17 protein-coding genes, 1 other RNA gene and 2 pseudogenes are annotated in these 25559 nt (G+C 61.5%); 6 read left to right on the top strand and 14 right to left on the bottom strand.

Features of this window, described 5'->3' with window-relative positions:
• Positions 1 to 12: 12 nt before the first annotated feature.
• Positions 13 to 1917: a threonine--tRNA ligase gene (gene thrS / locus ACCQ05_RS08640; protein WP_104542878.1), complete on the bottom strand. Its 1905-nt coding sequence runs from the start codon at positions 1915 to 1917 to the stop codon at positions 13 to 15.
• A gap of 320 nt (positions 1918 to 2237) precedes the next feature.
• Here thrS and ACCQ05_RS08635 point away from each other — a divergent pair, with 320 nt between their 5' ends.
• Positions 2238 to 3359, top strand: a complete 1122-nt coding sequence (locus ACCQ05_RS08635; protein WP_372393997.1) for a LacI family DNA-binding transcriptional regulator — start codon at positions 2238 to 2240, stop codon at positions 3357 to 3359.
• Positions 3360 to 3555: 196 nt separating this feature from the next.
• Here ACCQ05_RS08635 and ACCQ05_RS08630 read toward each other — a convergent pair whose 3' ends face one another.
• From ACCQ05_RS08630 to ACCQ05_RS08620, 3 genes are read right to left on the bottom strand one after another with little or no spacing between them, the layout of a single operon-like run.
• The gene (locus ACCQ05_RS08630; RefSeq protein ID WP_372393521.1) at positions 3556 to 5229 is read right to left on the bottom strand and encodes an alpha-amylase family glycosyl hydrolase; all 1674 of its coding nucleotides are present in this window, start codon (positions 5227 to 5229) and stop codon (positions 3556 to 3558) included.
• Positions 5229 to 6707, bottom strand: a complete 1479-nt coding sequence (locus ACCQ05_RS08625) for an MFS transporter (protein WP_372393520.1) — start codon at positions 6705 to 6707, stop codon at positions 5229 to 5231. Before ACCQ05_RS08625 ends, ACCQ05_RS08630 begins: the two co-directional genes overlap by 1 nt.
• Complete coding sequence (locus ACCQ05_RS08620; RefSeq protein ID WP_372393519.1) at positions 6704 to 8890, bottom strand: glucosidase family protein; 2187 nt, start codon at positions 8888 to 8890, stop codon at positions 6704 to 6706. Before ACCQ05_RS08620 ends, ACCQ05_RS08625 begins: the two co-directional genes overlap by 4 nt.
• 242 nt (positions 8891 to 9132) lie before the next feature.
• Between ACCQ05_RS08620 and ACCQ05_RS08615 the strand changes: the two genes are divergently transcribed.
• The 3 genes from ACCQ05_RS08615 (at position 9133) to ACCQ05_RS08605 (ending at position 14711) form a co-directional block, all read left to right on the top strand.
• Positions 9133 to 11214 carry a glycoside hydrolase family 97 protein gene (locus ACCQ05_RS08615; RefSeq protein ID WP_372393518.1) on the top strand — a complete coding sequence of 694 codons (2082 nt, stop codon included), beginning with the start codon at positions 9133 to 9135 and terminating at the stop codon, positions 11212 to 11214.
• A gap of 314 nt (positions 11215 to 11528) precedes the next feature.
• Positions 11529 to 14303 (top strand): TonB-dependent receptor, encoded by a 2775-nt coding sequence (locus ACCQ05_RS08610; RefSeq protein WP_372393517.1) that lies wholly within the window; start codon positions 11529 to 11531, stop codon positions 14301 to 14303.
• A gap of 333 nt (positions 14304 to 14636) precedes the next feature.
• A non-coding RNA gene (locus ACCQ05_RS08605) (sX9 sRNA) lies at positions 14637 to 14711 on the top strand.
• Between the two features lie 352 nt (positions 14712 to 15063).
• Here ACCQ05_RS08605 and ACCQ05_RS08600 read toward each other — a convergent pair.
• The 9 genes and pseudogenes from ACCQ05_RS08600 to ACCQ05_RS08560 all read right to left on the bottom strand — a co-directional run bounded on the left by ACCQ05_RS08600 (position 15064) and on the right by ACCQ05_RS08560 (position 23280).
• Complete coding sequence (locus tag ACCQ05_RS08600; RefSeq protein ID WP_228961213.1) at positions 15064 to 16683, bottom strand: alpha-glucosidase; 1620 nt, start codon at positions 16681 to 16683, stop codon at positions 15064 to 15066.
• A gap of 111 nt (positions 16684 to 16794) precedes the next feature.
• Positions 16795 to 17164, bottom strand: a pseudogene (locus ACCQ05_RS08595) (transposase); the annotation flags it as partial.
• Between the two features lie 373 nt (positions 17165 to 17537).
• The gene (locus ACCQ05_RS08590) at positions 17538 to 18128 is read right to left on the bottom strand and encodes a hypothetical protein (RefSeq protein WP_372393516.1); all 591 of its coding nucleotides are present in this window, start codon (positions 18126 to 18128) and stop codon (positions 17538 to 17540) included.
• 48 nt (positions 18129 to 18176) lie between these two features.
• A complete protein-coding gene (locus ACCQ05_RS08585) occupies positions 18177 to 18668 on the bottom strand; it encodes a DUF4189 domain-containing protein (RefSeq protein WP_372393515.1) in 492 nt (163 codons plus the stop codon).
• A gap of 22 nt (positions 18669 to 18690) precedes the next feature.
• Positions 18691 to 19546, bottom strand: a pseudogene (locus ACCQ05_RS08580) (type IV secretion system protein).
• A 122-nt stretch (positions 19547 to 19668) separates the two neighbouring features.
• On the bottom strand, positions 19669 to 20970 hold the full coding sequence (locus ACCQ05_RS08575) for an XVIPCD domain-containing protein (protein ID WP_372393514.1): 1302 nt from the start codon (positions 20968 to 20970) through the stop codon (positions 19669 to 19671).
• A 105-nt stretch (positions 20971 to 21075) separates the two neighbouring features.
• The gene (locus ACCQ05_RS08570) at positions 21076 to 21876 is read right to left on the bottom strand and encodes an XAC2610-related protein (RefSeq protein ID WP_372393513.1); all 801 of its coding nucleotides are present in this window, start codon (positions 21874 to 21876) and stop codon (positions 21076 to 21078) included.
• Positions 21873 to 22391, bottom strand: coding sequence for a DUF4189 domain-containing protein (locus tag ACCQ05_RS08565; protein WP_372393512.1), 519 nt, complete (start codon positions 22389 to 22391; stop codon positions 21873 to 21875). Before ACCQ05_RS08565 ends, ACCQ05_RS08570 begins: the two co-directional genes overlap by 4 nt.
• A 22-nt stretch (positions 22392 to 22413) precedes the next feature.
• The gene (locus ACCQ05_RS08560; RefSeq protein ID WP_372393511.1) at positions 22414 to 23280 is read right to left on the bottom strand and encodes a type IV secretion system protein; all 867 of its coding nucleotides are present in this window, start codon (positions 23278 to 23280) and stop codon (positions 22414 to 22416) included.
• Positions 23281 to 23338: 58 nt separating this feature from the next.
• Between ACCQ05_RS08560 and ACCQ05_RS08555 the strand changes: the two genes are divergently transcribed.
• Positions 23339 to 23653 (top strand): DUF1153 domain-containing protein, encoded by a 315-nt coding sequence (locus ACCQ05_RS08555; RefSeq protein WP_104544392.1) that lies wholly within the window; start codon positions 23339 to 23341, stop codon positions 23651 to 23653.
• Positions 23653 to 24477, top strand: a complete 825-nt coding sequence (locus tag ACCQ05_RS08550) for an IS3 family transposase (protein ID WP_228964733.1) — start codon at positions 23653 to 23655, stop codon at positions 24475 to 24477. Before ACCQ05_RS08555 ends, ACCQ05_RS08550 begins: the two co-directional genes overlap by 1 nt.
• Before the next feature lie 270 nt (positions 24478 to 24747).
• On the opposite strand, the gene ACCQ05_RS08545 is transcribed toward ACCQ05_RS08550, so the two are convergent.
• On the bottom strand, positions 24748 to 25506 hold the full coding sequence (locus tag ACCQ05_RS08545) for a hypothetical protein (protein WP_372393510.1): 759 nt from the start codon (positions 25504 to 25506) through the stop codon (positions 24748 to 24750).
• Between the last annotated feature and the right edge of the window lie 53 nt (positions 25507 to 25559).

Genomic DNA, 25559 nt, shown 5'->3' with positions numbered 1-25559 from the left:
GCCGGGGTTGGCTCACGCTGCCTGCTCTGCCTGCAGACGTTCGATGAAGGCCGAAACCGACATGGTCCCGAGGTCCTCTCCCGATCGCGTCCGCACGGCAACCGCGCCATTTTCCTTCTCGCGGTCGCCGACGACGAGCAGATACGGCACGCGTTGCAGCGTATGCTCGCGAATCTTATAACCGATCTTCTCGTTACGCAAATCGGCGCTGACACGGAAGCCTTGATTTGCAAGGGTTTTCCGAACCGAGTCGACATATTCGGCCTGAGCGTCGGTGATGTTGGCGACAACGACCTGGACCGGGGCCAGCCAGGACGGGAAGGCGCCGGCGTGGTGCTCGATCAGGATGCCGATGAAACGCTCCATCGAGCCGACGATGGCCCGGTGCAGCATCACCGGATGCTTCTTCTGGCTGTTCTCGTCCACGTACTCGGCGCCCAGACGGCCCGGCATCATGAAGTCGACCTGCATGGTGCCCAGCTGCCAGGTCCGGCCGATGGCGTCCTTGAGGTGGTATTCGATCTTGGGACCATAGAAGGCGCCCTCGCCCGGCAGCTCCTGCCACTCCACCCCGCACACGCCCAGCGCGCTGCGCAGCGCGGCCTCGGCCTTGTCCCAGGTGGCATCGTCGCCCAGGCGCTTTTCCGGGCGCAGCGCGATCTTGATCTGGATGTCGTCGAAACCGAACGCGGTGTAGACCGCCAGCGCCTGCTGGTGGAAGGCGGTGACCTCGGACTCGATCTGCGACTCCAGGCAGAACACGTGCCCGTCGTCCTGGGTGAAGCCGCGCACGCGCAGGATGCCGTGCAGCGCGCCGGAGGGCTCGTTGCGGTGGCAGGCGCCGAATTCGCCGTAGCGGATCGGCAGGTCTCGGTAGCTGTGCAGGCCCTGGTTGAACACCTGCACGTGGCCCGGGCAGTTCATCGGCTTGACCGCGTAGGTGCGCTTCTCCGATTCGGTGAAGAACATCGCGTCCTGGTAGTTGTCCCAGTGGCCGGATTTCTGCCACAGCGATACGTCCAGGATCTGCGGGCAGCGCACCTCGCCGTAGCCGCTGTCGCGATAGACCTTGCGCATGTACTGCTCGACCACCTGCCACAGCGACCAGCCCTTGGGGTGCCAGAACACCAGGCCGGGCGCCTCTTCCTGCAGGTGGAACAGGTCCTGCGCCTTGCCGATGCGGCGGTGGTCGCGCTTGTCGGCCTCTTCCATGCGCAGGATGTAGGCATCCAGCTGCTTCTTGTCGGCCCAGGCGGTGCCGTAGATGCGCTGCAGCTGCTCGTTCTTGGCATCGCCGCGCCAGTAGGCGCCGGAAATGCGGGTCAGCTTGAACGCCTTGAGGAAGCGCGTATTGGGCACGTGCGGGCCGCGGCACATGTCCACGTATTCCTGGTGGTAGTACAGGCCCATCGCGGTGATGTCCTCGGACATGTCCTCGATCAGGCGCAGCTTGTACTCCTCGCCGCGCTGGGCGAATACCTCGATCACCTCCGCGCGCGGGGTGACTTTCTTGATGACGTCGTAGTCCTGCGCGATCAGCTCCTGCATGCGCTGCTCGATCGCGGCCATGTCTTCGGGCGTGAACGGGCGCTCGCTGTAGATGTCGTAATAGAAGCCTTCGGCGATCACCGGGCCGATCACCATCTTGACCTCGGGATACAGCTGCTTGACCGCATGGCCGACCAGGTGGGCGCAGGAGTGGCGGATGATTTCCACGCCTTCGGCGTCCTTGGCGGTGATGATGCGCAGGCTGGCGTCATGGTCGATGACGTCGCTGGCATCGACCAGCTGGCCGTCGACCTGGCCGGCGATGGTGGCCTTGGCCAGGCCGGCGCCGATCGACTGGGCGACCTGCATCACCGAGACGGGGGATTCGAATTCGCGGCGGCTGCCGTCGGGGAGCGTGATGTTGATCATGGGCAAGAATGAAGTCTGGTCTGGCTGCAGCCGGCGGCTGCCATGGGAGGCCTGTCCACTGCGGACAGGCTCGGGGAGAAGCGGGAAAGGTCATGCGGAAGACCGCGTCGCGGGCGCCACGGACACGGGCGCCGGTCGGGATCAGCGGTGGGCGGTGGTAGTGCTCATGTCGCACGCTCGGCCGGCGCGGGGCGCGGGCCACCTTCTCGCAAGGGGTCTCGGGCGTGAATGGTAAACCAATCAGGCGGCCGCCGGGCAGGCCGGCACGGGGCCGGCGGGCGCATGGCATGATGCCGGCCATCGTCCTGCCGCTGCCGACCATGACCATCAAGGGTAAAGCCACCTCGCTGGATATCGCCTACCTGGCCGGGGTGTCGCAACCGACCGTCTCGCGTGCACTACGCGGCAGCCCGATGGTCAACGAGGAAACCCGCAAGCGCATCCTGCGCATCGCCCGCGAGCTGAACTACAAGGTCGACAAGAACGCCTCCTCGCTGCGGCTGCGCAATGCCGGCACGCTGGCGCTGCTGTTCTTCGAAGACCCCACGGCCGACGATTCGCTGATCAACCCGTTCTTCCATTCGATGCTGGGCTCGATCACCCGCGCCTGCGCGCTGCAGGGCTACGACCTGCTGGTGTCGTTCCAGCAGCTATCCAAGGACTGGCAAGCCGACTACGAAGACAGCAACAAGGCCGACGGCATCATCCTGCTGGGCTACGGCGACTACCAGCAGTCGCGCCAGCGGCTGCAGTTGCTGGTGGAGCAAGGCACGCACTTCGTGCGCTGGGGCGCGGCGCTGCCGGGCCAGCCGGGCATCTCGATCGGCAGCGACAACTACCAGGGCGGGCTGGACATCACCGAGCACATGCTGGCGCAGGGCTGCCGGCGCATCGCCTTCCTGGGCCATGCCTCCAATCACTATCCCGAATTCGAGGAACGTTACCGCGGCCACGTCGCCGCGCTGGCGCAGCAGGACCTGGTTGCCGACGCGGCGCTGCAGTTCGATGCGATCACCACCGAGTCGTCCGGCTACGCGGCATGCCTGGCCTTGCTAGATAGTGGCCAGGGGTTCGATGCGGTGTGTGCAGCCAGCGACCTGATCGCGATTGGCGCGATGCGCGCCCTGCGCGAACGCGGCTTGCGCGTGCCGCAGGACGTGGCGGTCAGCGGCTTCGACGACATCGCGCTGGCCGCCTCGGTGGCGCCGGCCTTGTCCACGGTGCAGCAGGACACCAAGCAGGCCGGCACGCTGCTGGTAGAGAGCCTGGTGGCGCTGATCCGCGGCGAAGCGGCGCAGAGCCGCACGATTCCGGTGAAGCTGGCGGTGCGCGATTCCTCGCGCAGCAACGGCCTGCAGCCGCCGCTGGGCTGGAACCGATCCGGCGCGGAGACCGGCGAGGCAGCGGTCGACCTGGCGGCGGATGGAGCTGCAAGGCGCTGATTCGGGATTCGGGATTCGGGATTCGGGATTCGGGAATCGGGATTCGGGAATCGGGAATCGGGAATCGGGAATCGGGACAGCATGCACGGTGTGCTGCGATCTGTGGCGAACCGCTGATGGCGTCGTAGGAGCGGACCCGGCCGCGACGGGGCGTTACCGATACCGGTGATGCCCCATTGCGCGCGGGTGGACGCCCCTACAGGTTGTGGGCGTCGCGGGCGACTTGGTCGGCCATCTGTGCATCCAGCTGCGTGCGCAATGCGGGATCGGTGACCGGCGCATCCGACAGCAGCACCCGCACGCCGTGCGCCGGGACCTGCGTGACCAGCCGCCGCTGCGCCTGCAATTGCTCGCCACTGACCGCGTCGCGCCAAATGCCGGGTTGCAGGAAGCGTTCAACCTCGATGCTGGCTGCCGCATCGCCCTTGTTGAGCAGCACCAGGGCGGTCTGGGTCGTACCGGCATGTTGATACACGCGCAGAAACGCGGCCTGCTGACCGCGCAGGCTGATATCGACCTGCACGCCGCGCTGCAATGCCGGGGTCTCGCGGCGCAGGCGCGCGATGCGCTGGAGCGGCGCGAAGATCGGGCTCTGCGGCGCCGTACGGATACGCTCGACGCCGAAATAATTGCGATTGCCGGCATGCTCGGCGCGCCCGCGCATGAAGCCGGTCTCCGAGCCGTAGTAGATCACCGGAATGCCGCGCGCGGTGAACAGCCAGTTGTGTGCATCGATGAAGCCGGTATCGCTGGCATCCAGCCGCGCCATGTCGTGATTGTCGTAGAAGCTCATCAGCTCGTAAGGGTTCGCGTACGGCCCCTGGCGCAGGAACAATGGCTTGGCGAGCTTTTCAAAGCCCGCCTGCTCACGACCGAAGACTGCAGACAGCTGCTGCTTCAACGGAAAATCCAGCACGCTGAAACCGGCGTTGCGCGCCCAGGTGTGCCCGGCGATCTTGTCGGCGTCGTAGTCGAAGGCTTCGCCGAACATGAAAAATCCCGGGCGTTTGTCGCGGATGCGCGCCACGAAGGCATGCCAGAAACGATCCGGCATCCAGCCGATGGTGTCGATGCGGAATGCATCGGCGCCCTGCTCCATCCATTGCAGATACGCACCGGCCAGGTAGTCGAGCACGGCCGGATTGTTCTCGTTGAGATCGGACAGTTCCGCCAGCCCGCCGCCGGTGTTGTAGAAGGCATGCAATGGGTTGTGCTGCGGATCCAGCTGCGCGGGCGGCAGATTCTGGTGGTCGGCGACCAGACGGCCCTGCGCGTCGTAGAGCTTGCCGAAGCCCGGTTGCGCTTCCGGCATGGTGTAGGCCGGCGAACCATGGTTGCCCACGATATCCAGCACAACTTTCAGCTGGTTGGCGTGCATGGCGCGGGTGAAGCCGGCAAAATCCAGGCCTGGGCTGGGCAGGTGTTCGTCCAACTTGTAGAAGTTGACGCCCCAGTAGCCGTGGTAGCCGGTCTTGCCGTGGTCGCTGAGCGTGCTGCCGCAGGTGATCGGCTTGCCGCCGGTGAACGCCTGGTCGGGGTTGTCGACGATGGGCGTGATCCACACCGCGCCAAACCCCAGGTCGCGGATGTAGTCGGCATGGTCGACGATGCCCTTGAAGTCGCCGCCCAGGTAGCCGATGTTGTCGTCGCTGCCATCGGCGCAGGGCGTGGGCACGTCGAAGCTGCGCTGCGCACCGCCCTGCGCGCGCTGGTCGTTGCCGGTATCGCCATTGACAAAACGGTCGGTGACCACGAAGTACACCGCATCGGCGGCGAATGGCTCCAGGGTACCGTAGTACTCCTTGGCCGCAGGCGCCGCGAACGCCACGCCTGCGTACATCGTCAACGCCACACACATCGCACTACGCATCACTGCCCTCCCGAGGCGACTGGAACCCGCACCACGCAGACGCCGGCAACCAGCAGGCTGAGCCCGCCGATGGCCAATGCGTAGATCGGCTGCCCGCCCAGCCACGCGCGGAGCACGAAGCCCAATGCGCTGGCGGCCACCAATTGCGGAATCACGATAAAGAAATTGAAGATGCCCATGTACACGCCCATCTTGGCGGCAGGCACGCTGTCGGACAGCAAGGCGTACGGCAGCGACAGGATCGAGGCCCAGGCAAAGCCCACGCCCAGCATCGACAGCAGCAACCAGTGCGGGTCGCGGATCGCCAGCATCGACAGCAGCCCGGCAGCGCCCAGCCACAGGTTGCACAGATGGCTCCAGCGCAGCCCGATCGCGCGCACCAGCAACGGGATGACCAGCGCGGCCAGCGCGGCGAAACCGTTGTAGGCACCGAACAGCACGCCCACCCAGTTGGCGCCATCGTTGTAGGCCGCCGATGCGGTATCGGTTGCGCCGAAATGCTCCTGCGTTACCGCGGCGGTGGTGTAGATCCACATCGCGAACAGGGCGAACCAGGAAAAGAACTGCACCCAGGCCAGCCGCCGCATCGTGCCCGGCATGCTGCGCACGTCCTGCACGATCGCCACCAGCATGCTGCCCGCTGGCAGCACCCGCGCCAGCGCCAGCAGTGCGCCGTAGGCGATGCACAGGCCGGCCAGCACGTACAGCATGCGGTCGCCCTGGTGCCAGGCGATGGCGACGGCAAGCAGCCCCCCGGCACCGCACCACATCGCGCTGGCGGCGGTCGATGGCAGCACGCCGGCGATGGGCGCTGCCGCGGCAGGCGGATGCGTATCGTCGAATCCGGCCAGCTGGCCTGGGCTGTACTCGCGGGTGCGCAGCACCGTCCAGCCGATCGACAGGAACAGCACGGCCGCACCCAGGTAGAACGCGTAGCGTACGCTGTCGGGCAGCTGCCCCGGCGGTGCGGTATTGCCCACGCCCCACTGGGCCAGCAACCAGGGCAGGAAGCTGGCGACGATCGCGCCGATGCCGATGAAAAAGCTCTGCATCGCATAACCGGTGGGCCGCTGCGCCGGCGGCAGCTGGTCGCCAACCAGGGCGCGGAACGGCTCCATCGAGATATTGATCGAGGCATCCAGCACCCATAGCGTGCCGGCAGCGATCCACAGCAGCGGTGCGTTGGGCATCACCAGCAACGCAAGCGTGGTGAACACCGCACCGACCATGAAATACGGGCGCCGACGGCCCCAGGAGGTCCAGGTGCGGTCGGACAGATAGCCGATGATGGGCTGCACGATCAGCCCGGTCAGCGGTGCGGCGATCCACAGCCCCGGCACGTCGTCGACCTGCGCGCCCAGGGTCTGGAAGATGCGGCTGGCATTGGCGTTCTGCAGCGCAAACCCGAACTGGATGCCGAGAAAGCCGAAGCACATGTTCCAGATCTGCCAGAAACTCAGGCGTGGCTTCGCGGTCATGGCGCGGCCTCCGTGTCGGCTGCCGGCCCGATCATCAACGCAGTCACCTGCGCCGTATTGACCACACCGTCGCGGCCGCCCCGGCCACCGGTGTACTGGGCAAAATGCGCCAGGGCGCTCATGTTGAAGCCGTCTTCCAGGCGAAAGACGCAGGCCTGCCCTGCCACCGCATCGAAGCTCACCTGGGTGGACAGCTGCTCGCCCACGCTATGCGGCATCACGATCGCCTGCGCTTGCGGCGGCCTGCCCGGGCACTCCAGCACCAGCCGCTTCACCGCGGCGGTGATGCCGGTATTGATCGGGCCATTGGCGTTGCGATAGCGCAGCGCCACGCGATGCCGCCCCGTGGACGCGGCGTGCCATGCCCAGGTCTGGCTGCCGGGCAAGGTCTGCGATGGGCCAAGCGTCAGCGACGCACTGTGCAGCGACTCAAGGCCATCCACGCGCTGGGTGAGGCTGACCACATGCTGCAGCCCATCGTCTGGCAACGCGTAGTGTTCGGTGGCGTCCAGGGCCCGGCCGTCCATGTACAGCGTGGTGCCGGCCGGAATCGCAACCCGATACCGGTTGGCATACGCCTGCACCTTAGGCGGCGCCGGCGTTGCCGGCGCAAACACCTGCGCCGGTTGCGGTGGCGCGGCCAGGTCGGCCTTGCGCCCCACCAGCTGCACCTGCGTGGTCTGGCCCTGCCGCTCGACACGCCCGGCCATCAGCAACTCGCCCTGGTCGTCGGCCGGACGCTGCAGCACGTACCGACGCGTGCCCTGCTCCAGCACGATCTGCTGGCGTGCACCGAACAACAGCGGCACCAGGCTGCGCGGCAACTTCGGCGTGACGCCACCATCGGCAGACAGGCCGAACACGCCTTCCAGCACTGCAGACAGATAGCCGGCAACCGACCACAACTGGCGCGGAGAATTGACTACCGGGCCACTGCGCGCGCCCTCTTCCACATGCACCGCCAGGCGCTGCATTTCGTAGTTCTCCATGTTGGAGCCGGCCAGCGCGCTGCCGCGCATCAACGACTGCAACTCCAGCGCGATGCGCGGTGCATCCTCCAGCGCACGCGACGCGCGCAAGGCATAGGCGCTGACGAACGGCCAGATGGCCCGGTTGTGGTAGATCGGTTGTGCGGTTTCCTGTGGCCACACCACCGGGCTGCCACCGGCCACCACCGGGTAGTTGCGCAGCGCCAGGCGTGCGCGCTCCACCGGGAACACATCGGCCAGCACGCCCAGCGACAAGCCGAGCAGATCGACCTTGGCATAGCGCACCGGATGCGCGGCAGTGCCCAGGTAGCTCACATACTGCTGGCGGGACGCATCCCAGAAGCGCGCATCGATCGCCTGCCGCAGCGTGTCGGCCCATCGCGCGTACTGCGCGGCACGCGCATCGCCGCGCTGGCGCGCCATCTGTTCGGCCAAGCGCAGCGCCTGGTAATGCAACACGTTGGTCGACAGCGCAAAGGACTCGGCGATGAAGCGCACGTCCTCGCGCGTCCAGTCCGGATAGGTCTGCTCGCGCCAGTCCAGAAACGATGTTTCGCCGCGGTAGAGGCCGATGCGCGCATCGAACACCGCATCGCGATCCTGCGCGAGCGTGGCCTGCAGCGCCTGCCACACCTCGTCGGCAAACGGTTGGTCGTCCAGCAGACCGCGCGCGGCCAGGAACCACACCACCCGGTCGCTGCTGATCGGCCAGCTGCCACCGGAGCCGGTGTCCTGCGCCACGAACAGGCCCGGCGTACGGCCATCGCGCGCGGTGGAGAGCTTGAAACGCAGGGAATTGCGTGTGCGCTGCGGCTCCAGCCGCGCCAGCGCCAGATCGGCCGCGAAACTGACATCGCGCGTCCATACGTAGGGCCAGCGCTCGCCGGTTTCGAAGCACTGGCACGGCACCGGCTTGCCGGCATTGAAGGCCGGATCGCGGATCGCATCGACGCGGTCGTCGGCCAGCTCCTGCTGCGCCAGCGCGAACAAGGCATCGAACATCGGGCTGGCGGTGTGCGTGCGCATCGGCTGCGCCGCAATGCGGCGCTCGCCCTGCGGCCATCGCAGCACGAAACCGCCATCGTCCAGCACCTGCGCCTGTGCGCGGCGCCCCTGAAATTCCAGCTCATCGGCCAATGCCGGCGAGCTTGCCGCAACGCCCAGCGTTGCAGCCATGCAGATCGTCTTCAGCATCGACGCGGCGAAACGGCTTGCGCCGTCGGCCTTCCTCCCTCGTTGCACGCGTTGTGGTGCGTGGCACAACTGCGCCACGGTCGCGGACCCTCCCAGGTGCCGTGCCGCCATGGTAGACGCGCGCCTTGCCGTTCCGCACGCCTGCATACGTATTCATGGCCGACGCCGGTACGCAGCATGGTCCGGTGCCGGCGTAGCGCTGCATAGTCGTCGCTTACGCAACGGCCACCTTGGGAGGGGATATGCCGCTGTCTTCATGTCGAGCACGCTCGACGCTGGGCGCGCGCTGGATCGCGCGCCTGCTGTTGCTGGCCTGCATCGCGAGCGTGGCGCCAATGCTGCATGCCGAAGTCACCACGATCGACGTCGCCTCGCCCGGCAAGATCCTGCAGGTGAGCCTGGAGCTGGATGGCGGCACCCCGTATTACCGCGTGCAACGCCTGGGCCAGCCGGTGCTGCAGCGTTCACGCCTGGGCTTCAATCTGCGCGACGGGCGCCTGGACCGCGGACTGGTGGTGCTGTCGCAGGCACGCCAACGTCATGACGACACGTGGGAGCAGCCTTGGGGCGAGGCCCGCCTGGTTCGCAACCACTACAACGAATTGCGTGTTCGCCTGGGCGAGCGTGACGGTGCGCAGCGCAGCTTCGAGGTGGTCTTCCGCGTCTACGACGACGGGCTGGGCCTGCGCTATCACTTTCCCGAACAAGCCGGCCTGCGCGAAGCGATCATCGACGACGAACTCACCGAGTTCGCCATCGCCCAGCGTGCCGATGCCTGGTGGATCCCGGCGGGCGAACCGATCCATTACGAGTATCTCTACAACCGCACGCCACTGAATCAACTCACCCTGGCGCACACCCCGCTCACCTTGCGTACCGACAGCGGCTTGCATATCGCGCTGCACGAAGCGGCGCTGGTGGATTATGCCGGCATGTGGCTGCGCCGTAGCGACGACCAGCGCCTGCGCGCGCAGTTGTCGCCGGCGGCCGAAGGCTGGAAGGTACGTCGCACCCTGCCCTTCGATACGCCGTGGCGCACGCTGCAGATCGCCGATCAGGCCACCGGCCTGGTGGAATCGAATCTGATCCTCAACCTCAACGAGCCCAATGCGTTGGGCAATGTGGACTGGGTCAAGCCGTCCAAGTATGTCGGCGTGTGGTGGTCGATGCATCTCGACCAGCAGACCTGGGCCACCGGCCCCAAGCACGCGGCAACCACGGCCACGACCCGGCGCTACATCGATTTTGCCGCTGCGCACGGCTTTCGCGGCGTGCTGGTGGAAGGCTGGAATCCGGGCTGGGACGGCGAATGGTTCGGCAATGGCGGCAGCTTCGATTTCACCAAACCCACACCGGATTTCGATCTGCCCGCATTGAGCAAGTACGCCGCCGGCAAGGGCGTGCATCTGATCGGCCATCATGAGACGGGGTGCGCAGTGGACCATTACGAAGACCAGATCGCCGAGGCAATGGACCTGTACGCACGTTTCGGCGTGGATTCGGTCAAGACCGGCTATGTCTGCGACGACGGCCAGGTGGAGCGACGCAATCCGGCCGGTGGCGCGCCGCTACGCGAGTGGCACGACGGCCAGTGGATGGCACGCCACCACCTGCGCGTGGTGCGCGAGGCAGCACAGCGGCATATCGCCGTCAACGCACATGAGCCGATCAAGGATACCGGCCTGCGCCGCACCTATCCCAACTGGATCTCGCGCGAAGGCGCGCGCGGCATGGAATACAACGCCTGGGGCCAGCCCCCCAATCCTCCCGAGCACGAGGTCAACCTAGTGTTCACGCGACTGCTGGCCGGGCCGATGGATTACACGCCGGGCATCGTGAGCCTGAAAGGCCGCAACGGCCAGGCGATTCCCAGCACGCTCGCCCGTCAGCTGGCGCTGTATGTGACGTTGTACAGCCCGATCCAGATGGCCGCCGACCTGCCCGAGCATTATCTGCAGCACCGCGATGCGTTCCGCTTCATCGAGGACGTGGCGGTGGATTGGGACCAGACCCGCGCATTGAATGGCGAGGTGGGCGACTACGTCACCATCGCGCGCAAGGACCGCCATAGCCGCGACTGGTTTCTGGGCAGCATCACCGACGAACACGGCCGCTTGCTGCAGGTGCCGCTGGGCTTTCTCGAACCGGGCGTGCGCTATACCGCGCAGATCTATCGCGACGGCGATGGCGCCGACTATGTGAGCAACCCGTTCGCCTTCGTGCGCGAAGAGCGCCAGGTCAGCAGCAGCGACAGCCTGGAATTGCGGCTGGCTCCGGGCGGCGGGCAGGCGATCCGCTTCGTGCCGGTGGACGGCGCGCGTTGAGCGAGGCCGTTGCGACGACCCGCACGCAGGGTCGTCGCCAACGATTGCACGCGATCGCGGCTGCGTGCCGCTGCGGATGATGCATTCCAGCCGCCCGGCACCCCTGGCAGGCGACATGGCATGGCCGCAAGCCACACATGGAATCGATTTCATCGCCATCGTGGCGGTTGAATACGTATGCAGCGGCCGTTTGCACGCAGGCGCGATGTCTACCATACGTTGCAGTCGCGACGCCTTGCATGACGCACGACGCAGCATCTCCAGGCATCTGCCGGATCAAAATTCAAAGAACAACATGTACCTGGGAGGGGAAAATGTTGAAGCACAAGCGCTCCGCGCTGAGTATCGCCCTGGCCGTCGCCATGGCACCGACGTTGGCAGCCGCGCAATCGGCAACGCCTGCGCAAACCGCCACCACCGCACAGACCGCATCCGAGCCGGCCGCCGGCGAGGTCACCGAGTTGGACAAGGTCCAGGTCACCGGCCTGCGCCGCGCGATCGAAGGCGCCATTTCGGTCAAGCGTGATTCCACTTCGATCGTGGAAGCCATTTCCGCCGAAGACATCGGCCGGCTGCCGGACGTGAGCATCGCCGAATCGCTGGCGCGCCTGCCCGGCCTGGCCGCCCAGCGCGTGGCCGGCCGCGCGCAGGTGATCAGCGTGCGCGGCCTGTCGCCGGACTTTTCCACCACCCTGCTCAACGGCCGCGAAGTGGTCAGCACCGGCGACAACCGCAGCGTGGAATTCGACCAATATCCATCCGAACTGGTCAGCGGCGTCACCGTCTACAAGACGCCCGATGCCGGCCTGGTCGGACAGGGCCTCTCAGGCACGGTGGACATGCAGACCGCGCGCCCGCTCAGCTACAACGAGCGCGTCATCGCCATCGGCGGCCGCTACCAGCGCAATTCGCTGGGCAAGGCGGCAAACGTGGACCCCTACGGCAACCGCTTCAACGTCAGCTACATCGACCAGTTCGCCGACCGCACCATCGGCCTGACCATCGGCTACGCACATACCGACATGCCGATCCAGGAAAACCAGGTGGGCCTGTACGAGCCCTGGCAGCCGGTCAACGCACAGCGCCAACGCCCCGGCGTTGCCGATGGTGTGTACTTCTCCGACGGCATCAAGGCCTTGCGCCGCACCGGCAACCAGAAGCGCGACGGTGTCATGGCCACGCTGCAGTACCGCCCGTCCAACGCCTGGACCAGCACGCTCGATGCCTTCCATACCGAAGCCGAGCAGATCGATACCGCCAACCAGTTCGAGCTCAACCTGAGCAACTACAACGGTGGCTACACGCCGGGCCTGAACATCACCGATGTGCGGGTCAACGACAACGGCAGCTTCATCGGCGGCACCGCCAGTGGCGTCTATCCGCTGGTGCGCGGCATGTACAACAAGCGCGAAGACAAGATCGACGCCTTCGGCTGGAACAACGAAATCTCGGCCGGCGCCGTCAAGATCGTCGCCGACCTCAACTACTCCAGGGCCACCCGCGACGAACTGAACCTGGAAAACAATCTCCAGCGCGCTCCCATGCCGCAGCTGGACACGGTGGGCGTGTCGGTCGTCGGCAATGGCTTTTCGCAGATTACGCCGGGCATGAATTATTCCAATCCGGACGAGCTGTTCCTCACCAACACCATCTACGGCTCGGGCTACGGCAAGGTGCCGAGCGTGAAGGACGTGCTGAAAGGCGCGCGCCTGCAGGCCAGCTTTCCCATGCCCGAAGCGTTGAGCTGGTTTTCCGATCTGGACGTGGGCGTCAACTACGCCAATCGCGAAAAGCAGAAGACCCAGCCGGAAGGCAACATCACGCTGGGCGCGCAGGGCGACGCCACGGTGGCGGCGGACCTGCAATATGCCCCGGTCAATCTCGGCTTTGCCGGTCTCGGCTCCCTGCCGGCCTGGAATGTGCCGGCCACCGTATCGCGCTACATGCTGTTCAACCCCAGCGACGACGCCTCGTTCCTGGTCTCCAAGGCCTGGACGGTCGAAGAAAAGATCACCACAGCCTGGCTGCGCGCCAACATCAATACCGACTGGGGCGAAGTGGGCGTGCGCGGCAACATCGGCGTGCAGCTGCAGAGCGCCGATCAGTCCTCGCAGGCCAATTACTGGGATGCCTCGCAGCCTGCCGGCAGCGAAGTGCGCCCCATCGACGATGGCAAGAAATACCGCGACTGGTTGCCCAGCCTGAACCTGGCCTTCCAGTTCCCGTACGAGCAGACGCTGCGGTTTGCGATGGCCAAGCAGGTGGCGCGCCCGCGTGTGGACCAACTGCGCGCCTCGCTGGAGTTCGGCGTGGACACCTCCACCGGCCGCCCCGGCGCCAGTGGCGGCAACCCCATGCTCGACCCATGGCGTGCCAACGCCCTGGACATTTCCTATGAGAAGTACTTCGCCGACCGCGCCTACGTGGCCGCGGCGTTCTTCTACAAGGATCTCAAGAGCTATATCTACACCCAGAGCCGCGACAACTACGATTTCTCGGCGTTGGTTGCCGGCTATGTGCCGCCGCCGGGCTCCGCACCGGTGCTGACCACCGGCACCTTCAGCGCACCGTTCAACGGCAAGGGCGGCACGTTGCGCGGCCTCGAACTCACCGCCTCGTTGCCGCTGGACCTGCTGTTCGCCCCGTTGCAAGGCTTCGGCATCCAGGCCAGCGCCACCTTCAACGACAGCGACGTCAAGATCCGCGACCCGGAAAGCGCCTCCAGCGTGGGCGATGGCGAAATCAGCCTGCCCGGCCTGTCAGAACGCGTCTACAACCTCACCGCCTACTACGAACACAAGGGCTTCGAGGCACGCGTGAGCCAACGTCGCCGCTCGGACTTCATCGGCGAGATCGGCAACTTCAACGGCAACCGCACCTTGCGCTACGTGGTCGGCGAGAACATCACCGACGCACAGATCAGCTACAACTTCAGCGAGGCCAGCAGCCTGTCCGGCCTGACCCTGCTGCTGCAGGCCAGCAACCTCAGCAACTCACCGTATCGCACCTACGCAGAGTCCAAGGACCGCCCGCTCGAATACATCGAATGGGGCCGCACCTTCGTGCTGGGTGTGAACTACAAGTTCTGACCTCCTGCAGCAACAAATAGCGGCCCTAGAGCCCCTCTCCCCCCGGGAGAGGGGTTGGGGTGAGGGTACGGGGGGGCAAGGAGACACCGTCAGCTCCAGCTTTCGTAATTCTCCAGATCTTCCAGCAAGGGCATGGCCCAATCCGCGCAACGCAATACAGGCGCTGCTCCAGAACCTCAAGATGTCGCCCATTGAAAAGCCGCCGACTGAAGACCGGCGGCTTTTCTTTGGAATGAACACCATCCCCACTCGAGTAAGCACGATCACCACAAGAGTAGCCAGGGACACGACCGCGCGCCGGCCACGCCGCCGCTGCCGGAGCCCGAAATGGGCATGCCGCTCACGCGCTCCGATTTCGGCCGCGGCATCCACATCCGCCTGACGACTGCTCGCTACGTTCTGTCAGCCGCTTTCAAACCAAGGCAATCGGGCGCTGGGCTCCACATGCGCACCTGACGTCTCGCCGTTTCCACTCGCAGCACACGCCGTGACACACGAGCCAGTGCCTCGACTGACCGTGTCGCGATCGCACTCGGCTTCATCAGGCAACCGGCTACTGCAGCTTGATCAGGACGGCGCAGCTGCATTGCCGTTTCCTGCAACAGCACCACCCATGTGACGTATCTTGAGTCGCTTGCCAGGCACAGCGCCTGGCGCAAGCACTGATTGGTAGCTGACACCGCATACAAAAAAGCGAGGCACCCCACTGGAATGTCTCGCCTGTCTCACTCAATCACAGCACACCGCTTGTGAAACGGTGCTATCGACCCTTGCCCGTGGCGCACACCACCGCGTGCCCAGCCAAGCTCACGCGTCCATCCTCGATCACGCCCTGCTCCACCCCCGGCACATCGATCTGTCCCCATGCACCTTCAGGCAGCGCAGGCTCGGCAGCATCCAACGACAGATTGAAGGCCAATAGCATCACCTGACCTGCATGCTCACGCCGGAACATCAGCACCGGCTCGGCGGTGTCGTAAAACGTGATCGTTCCTTCGCACAGGGCCGGCATGCGCTTGCGCCAGGCAAGAAACGCGCGCACCGCGCTCAGCACCGACTGTGCATCGCCCTGCTGAACACTGACCGCCGCCAGACGATGCGGCTCGGCCAACGGCAGCCACGGCTTGCCACTGGTGAACCCCGCCGACGGCGCATCGGTCCACGGCATCGGCGTGCGGCAACCATCGCGCCCCTTGAAGGTTGGCCAGAACGTGATGCCATATGGATCCTGCAGATCCTCGAACGCCACATCCGCTTCGCCCAGCCCAAGCTCCTCGCCCTGGTACAGGCAGACCGAACCACGCAGCGAACACAGCAGCGCCACCACCATCCGCGCAAATGCCGGCGACGCATCGTCGCCGCCCCAACGCGTCACCGCACGCACCACGTCGTGATTGGAAATCGCCCAGCACGGCCAGCCTTCCAGCATGGTCGCCTCGAGCCGGCTGACCGTTTCGCGGATGTACGCCGCGCTGTAGTCCTGCACCAACAGCTCGAAGCTGTAGCCCATGTGCAGGCGGCCCTTGGCGGTGTACTCGGCGGTGGTGGCCAACGAATCTTCCGAAGAAATCTCGCCCAGGCTCACCGCATTCGGGTAGCGATCGAGCAACGCGCGCAGGCGCTCCAGGAACTGAAGATTCTCCGGCTGCGTATTGTTGAAGTAGTGGTACTGGTACGCGTACGGATTGTCCGCACTGAAACCGCGCCCCACCCGCTTGTCCGCCGGCTTGGCCGGATTGTCGCGCAGCTGCGCATCGTGGAAGCAGAAGTTGATCGCATCCAGACGGAAGCCATCCACCCCGCGATCCAGCCAAAACCGCACATTGTCCAGGGTCGCCTGCTGCACGTCGGCGTTGTGGAAATTGAGATCCGGCTGATCCACCAGAAAGTTATGCAGGTAGTACTGCTCGCGCCGCGGCTCCCACTGCCACGCCACACCACCAAAGAGCGATAGCCAATTATTGGGCGGCGTGCCGTCCTCGCGCGGGTCGGCCCAGACGTACCAATCCGCCTTCGCGTTGGTCTTGTCCTGCCGGCTTTCCTGGAACCACGCATGTTCGATCGAGGTGTGGCTCAGCACCTGGTCGATCATCACCTTCAACCCGAGCGCATGCGCCTTGTCGAGCAGGCGATCGAAATCCTCCAGCGTGCCGAACAGCGGATCCACCGCCCGATAGTCCGCGATGTCGTAGCCGAAATCGGCCATCGGCGACTTGAAGAACGGCGAGATCCAGATCGCATCCACACCCAACCCGGCAATGTAGTCGAGCTTGGCGATGATGCCCGGCAGATCGCCCACCCCATCGCCATTGGAATCCAGAAAACTCCGCGGATAGATCTGATAGATGACGGCCCCGCGCCACCATGGTGTCTGCAACATGCACGCCCCTCCCGGGCCACTGCGGGCGGCCAACACGGCCGCCAGCCAAGGGCGTTAGCCTAGCGGCGCAACGCGCATCGGGCGCACGCGTGCATACGTATTCATCGCCAAGCGTGCTGTCGAGCGAGCGACGCGAACCACCGAACATGCCCGGTGCTCGCTCCTACAATGCGCTCGATCAGCCTGGCAAGAAGCGGACGCTTGCGCGCCAGGCCTACAGTTTTTGGGCAATGACATCCGTCAGAGCATGAGTCTTCATCGCAAGTTCGGCATGTATGCGTTGGAGCTTGCTGTGCTCGGCGTCCAGATCATGAAGGCATTGCACATCAGCGGCATCCACGCCGCCGCACTTGGACTTCCAGACGAAATATGTCGCCTCGGAGACGCCCAGCTAGCGGCACACATCTTTGACCTGACGGCTTCTCTCGACTTACTTCAGCCTGGGAATAATCTGGCTTTCGGTAATCTGGCCATTAGGCATTGTTGGTCTCTTCGGTGGCTAGTGTGCCCGGAGACCTCTGATTATGGCTGGCTTGACTTTACGGGATACTGCCACCGAGACCGCTAAAGACACAACTCATTCGCCGCAGGTATGACTTGGAAGCGCCCGACTGCGAAAAGCGGTTCTTGATCACCCCTCGGCAGGGCCTGCGCATCCATGACATCGCCAAGAGTCATAGACGAAAATTCTATGGGACCAGTGCTCCCACGAATATGCTCCCGCCCGTCTGCGCCGATATATGTACCTCGATTGTAAGCATTGTAGTTATTTCGCCCAGACTCTCCACGCTGGATTAGGTCTGCCAAAGGACTGCTCATATCTAGCATCTCCTGTGAAATTAAGTACAAATTAATCAGTTAGCTTTGGCGGACACATCCCACCAAGAAACGAAGAGCCTAGATTTTTCACCCTCCACTAGCGCGTCCTGGATTTCCCCATACGTGGAGACTTTAAGTAATTGTTGATGATCAGCACTAGAAAACTCGGTTATGCAATGCCCATCCCCACTACAAATATTCAGCTCTGGCACCTCATCACAGATTGCACACCGTCTTGGATCGCTCGAGCACACACTCTCATAATCATCACCAACGACATTTTTCTTGCAATCAGCGCTTATTACCGGCCTCCAGTTTCCGGCAATAACTTTTTTTCGAAGATCACCGTAAGGCATGCCTTCTTTAAATCCATCTGCGAGCTTATGGATATCAACTGATTCAGGACCCGGCGTTAGAGTTGCGCGCGCCTTAGGGGCAGCCCCTAGCTCCGAAGCTTCACCTCTTTTTGAGCCATCTTCCTGACGCGCAAATTCATCGGTTGTTTTCTGTGAACTTTGCGATTGACTTGTTGACCCTTGCGACTTAGCCTCTTGATCGCATGCTGATAGCGAAAGGAGCGACATGAATACCAGAGAGAAAAATGTATTTCGCAAAAATTCCATCACCTCGCACCTCGTCTTGATATTCAATCATTCGAAGCAAAATTAAGAAAATCAATATTTTCTAAAAATGGGTTCAGAGCATTCAGAATACACCGCTTTACAAACACCGGAATTACTTTCTTCGCAAACTTTAGTCGCTAACTCAATGGATTTTTGCTTACTAGCAGATGCCTGAAAAAAACTATTACCCTGCGACGTAACTAAAGCAGCACACTGATTTCGATACACCAATTTCACTTGACAGTCAGTAGCACCACCTGCAGCACATTGGCGAGTAGCTTTATCCCTCGCTTCATTTTCAGACAATTTACCTACCGCACTTCCAGCCTCACCAGTTACGCTGGAGTGAGCAATTGCCCCCCAAGTTTTAATCCACTCCCCCGTGGGTCTAGGCGGCGGCGCCGGAATATCGCCCCTAGAAGTACCTGAATCAGGTCCACACTGGGGACTTCCCGGCGCTACGCCACTTGGACAGGCTGTCTGTGCCAGTGAAGCACCAGCGAAGAAAAAACTCAAAAAAATCATTGATCGCGCAAGAGTCATAGAACCCTCAGAAATTTATTTATCATTTTTGCGCAAGACCCCGACTACCGCTATTAGGCTCTTGAGAAGGCGAAGAATCATTACGCATCACGGTAGTGTTACCACTAGTTGTTTGAGTAGAGCCAATTTTGGAATCTTTAGCCGGCGCACCCGGCTCATAAGGCCGCCCAGCACCCGGCGACTGGCCAGCGCGCTCCAGCTGCCCCAGCGCGGAGTACGCGGTGAACTGGCCCAGCGTGCCCTGGAAGAAGGCTGCGGCCATGGGGGGTGCTGTGATGATCAACGTCGTTAACACCAGTCCCAATCCTCCCTGCTGCAGCGCCATGCTGCTGATGCCCTCGCCCGTAAACCCATTCATCGCCCACTTCGCGACGAACGCAGCACCTACTGCACCGACCACCTTGGTAGCCAAACCCACCGTGAAGGTCAAAACAGAAAGCGAAAACACAGTACCCAGTCCGTATAGCAGCCATTTGCTGAACAAGGACTTCGTCGCCTGGAATAGCAGACACAAGATGAACAGTGGACCAAAGCCCACCACCAGCGCCATCGCCAGCTTGTTCAGCAACAGCATCGAGCCTGCAACGACTCCAGGACCTGCCATACCGATCCCAGTGAACCAACGAGCCCTATCTTTTTCATCCTTGCTCTCTTCATCGCCGCCCGTCTTGATCTGATCCAAGGCCGACATCGCCACCTGCATCAGCATCAGATTCTTGTCGATTGCCTCGTAGGGGCTTTTTGAACTGCCAGTCACTGTCTTGGTGATTGCCTGACTAATCCCATCCGTCAGCGTCCAATACAATCGCGGCGAGCCTTGGGCCATGCTGGTCGCCAGCCCGATGATCAGCGCGGCACGCAGCGCCATCCCCCCCCATCGCCGCTTCGCGGGACTGGCCGGTCACGATGTGATAACCCTGGATGAAATTCGAAGAGGCCGAGATTACCTCAGTAACCTCGGCCTCTCATCAATCGGGTCAAGCCAAGACACGAGACGCTGCTACATCGACATCGTAGGAGAAGTCGTTTGCTGTACCTGTCCCTGGACTTGCGTTGCCTGATGTTGGCTTTCCTCAGCCACCTGTCGGCTACTGTGTTCGAGCGACTGTCCTTGCGCCTGCTCGCGATCGATAAAGACGCGACGCATTGAGGGGTCACTCAGCTCGCCCTGGACTGCAAAGAAACCGTCGCCGCTCTTGTTGGGAAGGATATGGTCGATGCGTTGCAGACCACTGACCTTGGCCTCAAACACCGCCTGCCCTGCGGCCTGCTCCAGTTGCTTATGGTTAGCAAACCCACCACGCTCGCCCAGGGCTTCCAACTTGCTTACCGCACCCACGAACATGGCGTTGTCGGGATGACGAGGGTCGGAAAGCAGGGGGCTGGATGCTGCCTGTACCGGCACCGCGGGAGCGGCCGTTTGCTCGGCTTGCTTCGCCGTTTTCTGCGACAGCGCCTGAGCCAAGGCAGCTTGCGTCTGATTACCTACTACACCATCTACCTGCAAGCCATGCTCGCGCTGAAATTGCTCGACGGCGTATCTGGTGTTGCCGCCGAAGTCGCCGTCGGCCTGTAGCGGCTTGCCGTCGCGACCGGTTGCGCCGAGTTGGGCCAGCTGGCCTTGCAGCTGTTTTACAGATTCGCCGCGCTCGCCTTGTTCGATTTTTGCGTCATGGGATTTCGAGGGCTGATGGGGAGTCAAACTGGATGTCACGCTATGCTTGAGATCTACACCGTCGCGTTTAACGCTTTCAATCAAATCAGGAACACGACGCTCCCACGTTGCTGAAAGCTCTGCGCACTGTTTGGCGGCCTTGATACTCCAAGGACTGCTAGGCGTAACACCGTTCACCACACGTCGAGCGTTATAGACATCATGGCTATCGCTATCGATATAACGGTCAAGAGGCTTGCCAGTAAACAAGCCGTCGCGCATACCAACAACTAATACCTTGGCAGCGATTTCCGGGTCTTTTGCCAAGTTTGGATTGCGGACCATCTCACCGTTGAGGCCCAGCAAACGATCAAACTGTTCGTAATTGTCATCATGCGTAAGATGCACATAGCCGCGGCCATAAAACTCTTCACCGCCACGATATTTTAGCTTACGTGCCTGACTACGTCCGAAATCCTCGTCTGGCGCTTGAAAGTTGCGTGTCTCATGCTGAGCGGTCGCCAGCATATAGGAGATTTGCTTTGGATCCGACACACCGTTCTCAAGAGCTGTCTTGACTATCAATCTAACAGAAGATTCCCGATCTATGCCAAAGCCTTCCGTACTGCGGCCATATCCGTTACTCATTCTTTTCTCCGTACGTGCATGTCATTAGAATTTGTTGTTGCATTCCCGGCAGCTTTATTGTCCGAAAATGCATTGCATGTACTCGCCATCAGAAAAATCTGCTTGTCAGTTAGCCACCTCCTTCATTTCGCCGTTTTGAAGCCTCTCTGTTACTGTCTTAGGATTAGCAGGATCGTTCGTGTCTTCGGTTACTCGCTCAACCAGCACTGCTTCGTCGTTCTTGAGCTCATAGGTATCAAACACATGTAGACAACACCCATCACCAGATGAGGACGTAAGCATGTTCCCTTTCACGGAAAACAGCCCATTTGCCATCACTGTTATATCGGATAGCGACTGATTAAAAACGAGGCGTTGCTGGGTTGAGTCATAGAGATAGACACTGTAAGAAGATCCGCCATAGTTGCCTTCCTTGCCAGACCAAATCACAAGATCCTCGTGCCCATCGCTGTTGATGTCAGTCAAAATGATCGAGTGGCCATTCTTCTTATAACTATCATCCAAGGGACCGTGATAGAGCGTAGCATTACTGTCTAAATATAAAGCCTCTGGCTCGACAGCAATGGGCTTGCCACCTGGAAATATAACTTCCACAATCACAGACCTATTACATAAAAAAATGCCGGGACTTCTTTCGTTGCAACCCTGCGCTTTGACTGAAACAGCGATGCCGTTGATTTTTGTGTGTATCTCACCCTGATCGTTCAGTTTCGCATTCGCAGCAGATGACATCTTCAATTCCTTTTGCGACGAGAATTCAGACTTTTTGCCAGATTGAGCTTCAGCGGGAATTTTCGTCCCAACCTCTGCCGACGGAGCATTGCCAGAACTGCACGCTGTAAGCGAGACAACGCAGGCTAAACACAGCATCCCCACCACGGCTCTTGCCAATGCACGCGCCATCATAGGAAATCCTTATAATTCAAATTAATATTTTTTAAATATTGGATCAGAGCATTCTGAAAACATGACCTCACACCCCCCCCTCTCCCGCTACTTTCACACATCTTAACTACTTGACTAATTGCAGCATCCTTGCTCGCAGAGGCTTGAAAAAAAGTACTAACCTGCGAGGCCGCCAGAGCTGCACATTGGTTGCGATACACCAAAGTCACCTTACAGTCATCGGCACCATTTTTAGAACATTGTTGGATAGCTGAATTCTTCGCGTCGCCTTTAGATAGCTTTCCTTTCGTAGTACCAACATCCCCCGTGGACTCCGACATCGCAATGGCCCCCCACGTTTTGACCCATTCGCCTGTCGGCGCGGGGTCTCCGCTCCCTCCCTGCATTTCAGGAGTATCAGGAATGCACTGCATACTCCCCATCTGAGTACCGATAGGGCATCTAGTTTGCCCTAAGGCCACATGACATAAAGCCAGACCCGGCGAAGCAAGTAAAAATATCCAAAAACGAATCATTGTAACCACCTAAGGTTATTAACTACTTTTGCGCGAGCCCGCGAACTCCTGCGGCTGTATCTTGAGACTGCGAATCAGATTGTATGGACCTAGGGGTTGCATTTACTGTTTGACCGGTAGTGTTAACGGAATCTCTAGCCGGCGGATGCATCTGCGCATTCGGCCCCTGCCTATTAGCGTTAGACGCCGCATCCGACGAGCCCAACGAGCCAACCGCCGAGTACGGGACGAACTGGCCCAGCGTGCCCTGGAAGAAGGCTGCGGCCATTGGTGGTGCGGTTAGGATCAACGTCGTCAAAACCAAGCCAATCCCTCCCTGCTGTAGCGCCATGCTGCTGATGCCCTCGCCGTTGCCGCCGCTGACCGCCCATTTGGCCAGGAACGCCACGCCTACCGCACCCACGACCTTGGTCGCCAAGCTCACTGTAAACGTCAGCACCGACAGAGAGAACATGGTGCCCAACCCATATAGCAGCCACTTGCTGAACAACGACTTCGTGGCCTGGAACAGCAGGCACAGGATGAACAACGGGCCAAACCCGACCACCATCGCCATCGCCAGCTTGTTCAGCAACAGCATCGAGCCTGCAACGACTCCTGGGCCCGCCATGCCGATGCCAGTGAACCAGCGCGCACGGTTCTTGGCGTCTTCGCTTTCTTTATCGCCGCCGGTCTTGATCTGATCCAACCCAGCCAGCGCCATCTGCATCAGCATCAGGTTCTGGTCGATCGACTTGTAGGGGCTATCGGAGTCACCTGTCACTGTCTTGGTGATCGCCGAACTGATGCCATCGGTGAGAGTCCAATACAGTTGCGGCGAACCCTTGGCCATGCTCGTCGCCAAACCGATGATCAGCGCCGCCCGCAGCGCCGTGACCACCAACCCCATCGCTGTAATGACCCACTGATTTCCTGCTCAGGTGTTACTTTCCCCGAAGGAGACACCGATGAGCGAAGTGATGGAAGAAGAGATCAAGCGCTGGACCGCCCGGCGCAAGTCAGCGCTGGTGCTTGAGATCATCCAGAGCAAGACGACGGTAGCAGCGGCCAGCCGGCAGTTCGACCTGACCCCGGCTGAGATCGAGAACTGGGTTGAGGAGGGCAAGCGAGGCATGGAGAACGCCCTGCGGGCGAAGCCCGAGGACGTGCGCGAGCAGTACGAGCGGCAGCTGAAGGACTTGCAGGAGGCCTACGGCGAGGCGATGTTGGAGATCCGCGCCCGAAAAAAGCTGGCCTCCCTGCTGGGAAAGGACGAGAGCTGATGCTCTCGGTCCAGCAGGGCCTGAAGGACGAAGGTGTTTCGGTTCCGATGACCAAGTTGTGCCAATGGTTCGGTGTGGCACGTCGCACGACGTACTACAAGCCGACCAGATCGCCAGCCAAAGTGAAGCCGGAGCTGGCCGAACCGATCAAGAAGATGATCGAGACGGAGCCGAGTTTCGGCTATCGCACGGTCGCTGCGCTGCTTGGTATGAACAAAAACACGGTGCAGCGGATCTTCCAGCTGAAGGGCTGGCAGGTGCGCAAGCGTGCCCTTGGCCAGCGCCCGCGCATTGAAGCCAAGGTCTCCCGCGCCGAGAAGCCGGATCAACGCTGGGCCACTGATCTGTGTCGCGTTTGGGGCGGCAAGGACGGCTGGCTGAGTCTGGCGCTGGTGATCGACTGCAGCACGCGGCAACTGCTCGGCTGGCACCTGTCACGGACCGGTAAAGCCAGCACCGCATCTGCCGCACTGGAGCAGGCGCTCATCACACGCTACGGCACGCTGGGCCGAGTGCAGGAGCCATTTCTGCTTCGCTCAGACAATGGTCTGGTGTTCACCAGCCGCGACTACACCCGACTGGTTCGCAGCTATGGGCTGATGCAGGAGTTCATCACCCCGCATTGCCCACAGCAGAACGGGATGGTGGAGCGTGTGATCCGGACCTTGAAGGAACAGTGCGTGCACCGACATCGCTTTGAGAGCCACACACACGCGCTGCGAGTGATTGCTGACTGGATCGCCTTCTACAACCAACAGCGCCCTCACCAGGCGCTGAAGATGATGACCCCGGATGCGGCCTATGCCGCTACATTAACCGCATGACCTGTGCAGAAACCGGTGGGTCATTACATGATAGCGACCCACGTATCCCTGTCTATTGGTGATCGAGAGGTCGCCGCCATTGCTCTCGGTCATGACAGTTGACGCAATCAATCGACGCGTCGTTGCGTCGTCCAGCCCTGCGATATTCCCTTGGCTATAAGCCTGAGCGGTGGCCGCCGCTTTTTCTCGTCTATCAGCCATGATGCATGTCCTCTGGATATGACGGTTGGGTAAAGCACCACCCTTCTAGTGGCGCCGGATGTTGCGCATTTAGAACACCTTACATTGCAACTCTTTTATTCTCTTATCGGGCTTTGCCTTGGTAAAAAGAAAAGTTGTGTAGCCAGGTCCACGTGAGCCCTCGCCGTCGTCAACGTACGCCTCCAGGAACAGCTGACGGCCCTCGAGTTCTACCACGTAAAATTTCGTCTGAGTGTCGGGACCATCCTCTATGTCTTGAGCACAGTCTCCAGCAAAGAGACGTACCGAGGCTGTATCAGGGAGCTGACGTTTCACTACATCAGCATATTCGGGGCTGACATAAAACTTCTTTACCGCAATCGAGTGCACATTCTGCGCATCCCCTATGAGTGTAAGGCCTGACTCACCTTCATTGACCTTCTTCACTCCCGCATCAGCCCCTTGATTCCCGTCAGGTACGTCAACCATGCCAAAGCCATCGAGAACAAGTATTCCGCTACGGGACTTTGAGTTTTCGGGATCACTGCTGTCAGGATTGGGCTGCGGAGAAGACTCCCGCCACTGCACGCCTGGAGTGCTGTCGAAGCTCGACCAAGAAGCGCCATCGTTGAAAACAAGTAGAGAGACGACTTGATAAAGCGATGTCACTCGGGCCACTCCTTCCGAATTTTTAGGCTGAGGCGACGATTCAGAACTGTCTTTTCGCATATCTCTGCGTTCTTCCTTGATGCCTTCATTCTTTTTCGCGGAAGTGGCGTCTTGCCGGCAAGCGCCTAGCATCAGAAACCCCAAAGCCAAAAAAAATACCCATATATTCTTCGGCGACATGAAAAATCCCATTTACACCAAATCGTACACTTTAGCTTCCGCCCCTACATCAC

This window comes from Xanthomonas sp. NCPPB 3582, from assembly GCF_041475735.2.
GTDB classification, from domain to species: Bacteria; Pseudomonadota; Gammaproteobacteria; order Xanthomonadales; family Xanthomonadaceae; genus Xanthomonas; species Xanthomonas codiaei.
Note: the sequence above shows the minus strand (reverse complement) of the source record. Positions and strands in the feature narration are given on the sequence as shown.

Bases quoted from the DNA above. Each gene is read 5' to 3' on its own strand.
- thrS (WP_104542878.1), bottom strand. From the start codon at position 1,917: ATGATCAACATCACGCTCCCCGACGGCAGCCGCCGCGAATTCGAATCC.
- ACCQ05_RS08635 (WP_372393997.1), top strand. From the start codon at position 2,238: ATGACCATCAAGGGTAAAGCCACCTCGCTGGATATCGCCTACCTGGCC.
- ACCQ05_RS08630 (WP_372393521.1), bottom strand. From the start codon at position 5,229: ATGCGTAGTGCGATGTGTGTGGCGTTGACGATGTACGCAGGCGTGGCG.
- ACCQ05_RS08625 (WP_372393520.1), bottom strand. From the start codon at position 6,707: ATGACCGCGAAGCCACGCCTGAGTTTCTGGCAGATCTGGAACATGTGC.
- ACCQ05_RS08620 (WP_372393519.1), bottom strand. From the start codon at position 8,890: ATGCTGAAGACGATCTGCATGGCTGCAACGCTGGGCGTTGCGGCAAGC.
- ACCQ05_RS08615 (WP_372393518.1), top strand. From the start codon at position 9,133: ATGCCGCTGTCTTCATGTCGAGCACGCTCGACGCTGGGCGCGCGCTGG.
- ACCQ05_RS08610 (WP_372393517.1), top strand. From the start codon at position 11,529: ATGTTGAAGCACAAGCGCTCCGCGCTGAGTATCGCCCTGGCCGTCGCC.
- ACCQ05_RS08600 (WP_228961213.1), bottom strand. From the start codon at position 16,683: ATGTTGCAGACACCATGGTGGCGCGGGGCCGTCATCTATCAGATCTAT.
- ACCQ05_RS08585 (WP_372393515.1), bottom strand. From the start codon at position 18,668: ATGACTCTTGCGCGATCAATGATTTTTTTGAGTTTTTTCTTCGCTGGT.
- ACCQ05_RS08575 (WP_372393514.1), bottom strand. From the start codon at position 20,970: ATGAGTAACGGATATGGCCGCAGTACGGAAGGCTTTGGCATAGATCGG.
- ACCQ05_RS08570 (WP_372393513.1), bottom strand. From the start codon at position 21,876: ATGATGGCGCGTGCATTGGCAAGAGCCGTGGTGGGGATGCTGTGTTTA.
- ACCQ05_RS08565 (WP_372393512.1), bottom strand. From the start codon at position 22,391: ATGATTCGTTTTTGGATATTTTTACTTGCTTCGCCGGGTCTGGCTTTA.
- ACCQ05_RS08560 (WP_372393511.1), bottom strand. From the start codon at position 23,280: ATGGGGTTGGTGGTCACGGCGCTGCGGGCGGCGCTGATCATCGGTTTG.
- ACCQ05_RS08555 (WP_104544392.1), top strand. From the start codon at position 23,339: ATGAGCGAAGTGATGGAAGAAGAGATCAAGCGCTGGACCGCCCGGCGC.
- ACCQ05_RS08550 (WP_228964733.1), top strand. From the start codon at position 23,653: ATGCTCTCGGTCCAGCAGGGCCTGAAGGACGAAGGTGTTTCGGTTCCG.
- ACCQ05_RS08545 (WP_372393510.1), bottom strand. From the start codon at position 25,506: ATGTCGCCGAAGAATATATGGGTATTTTTTTTGGCTTTGGGGTTTCTG.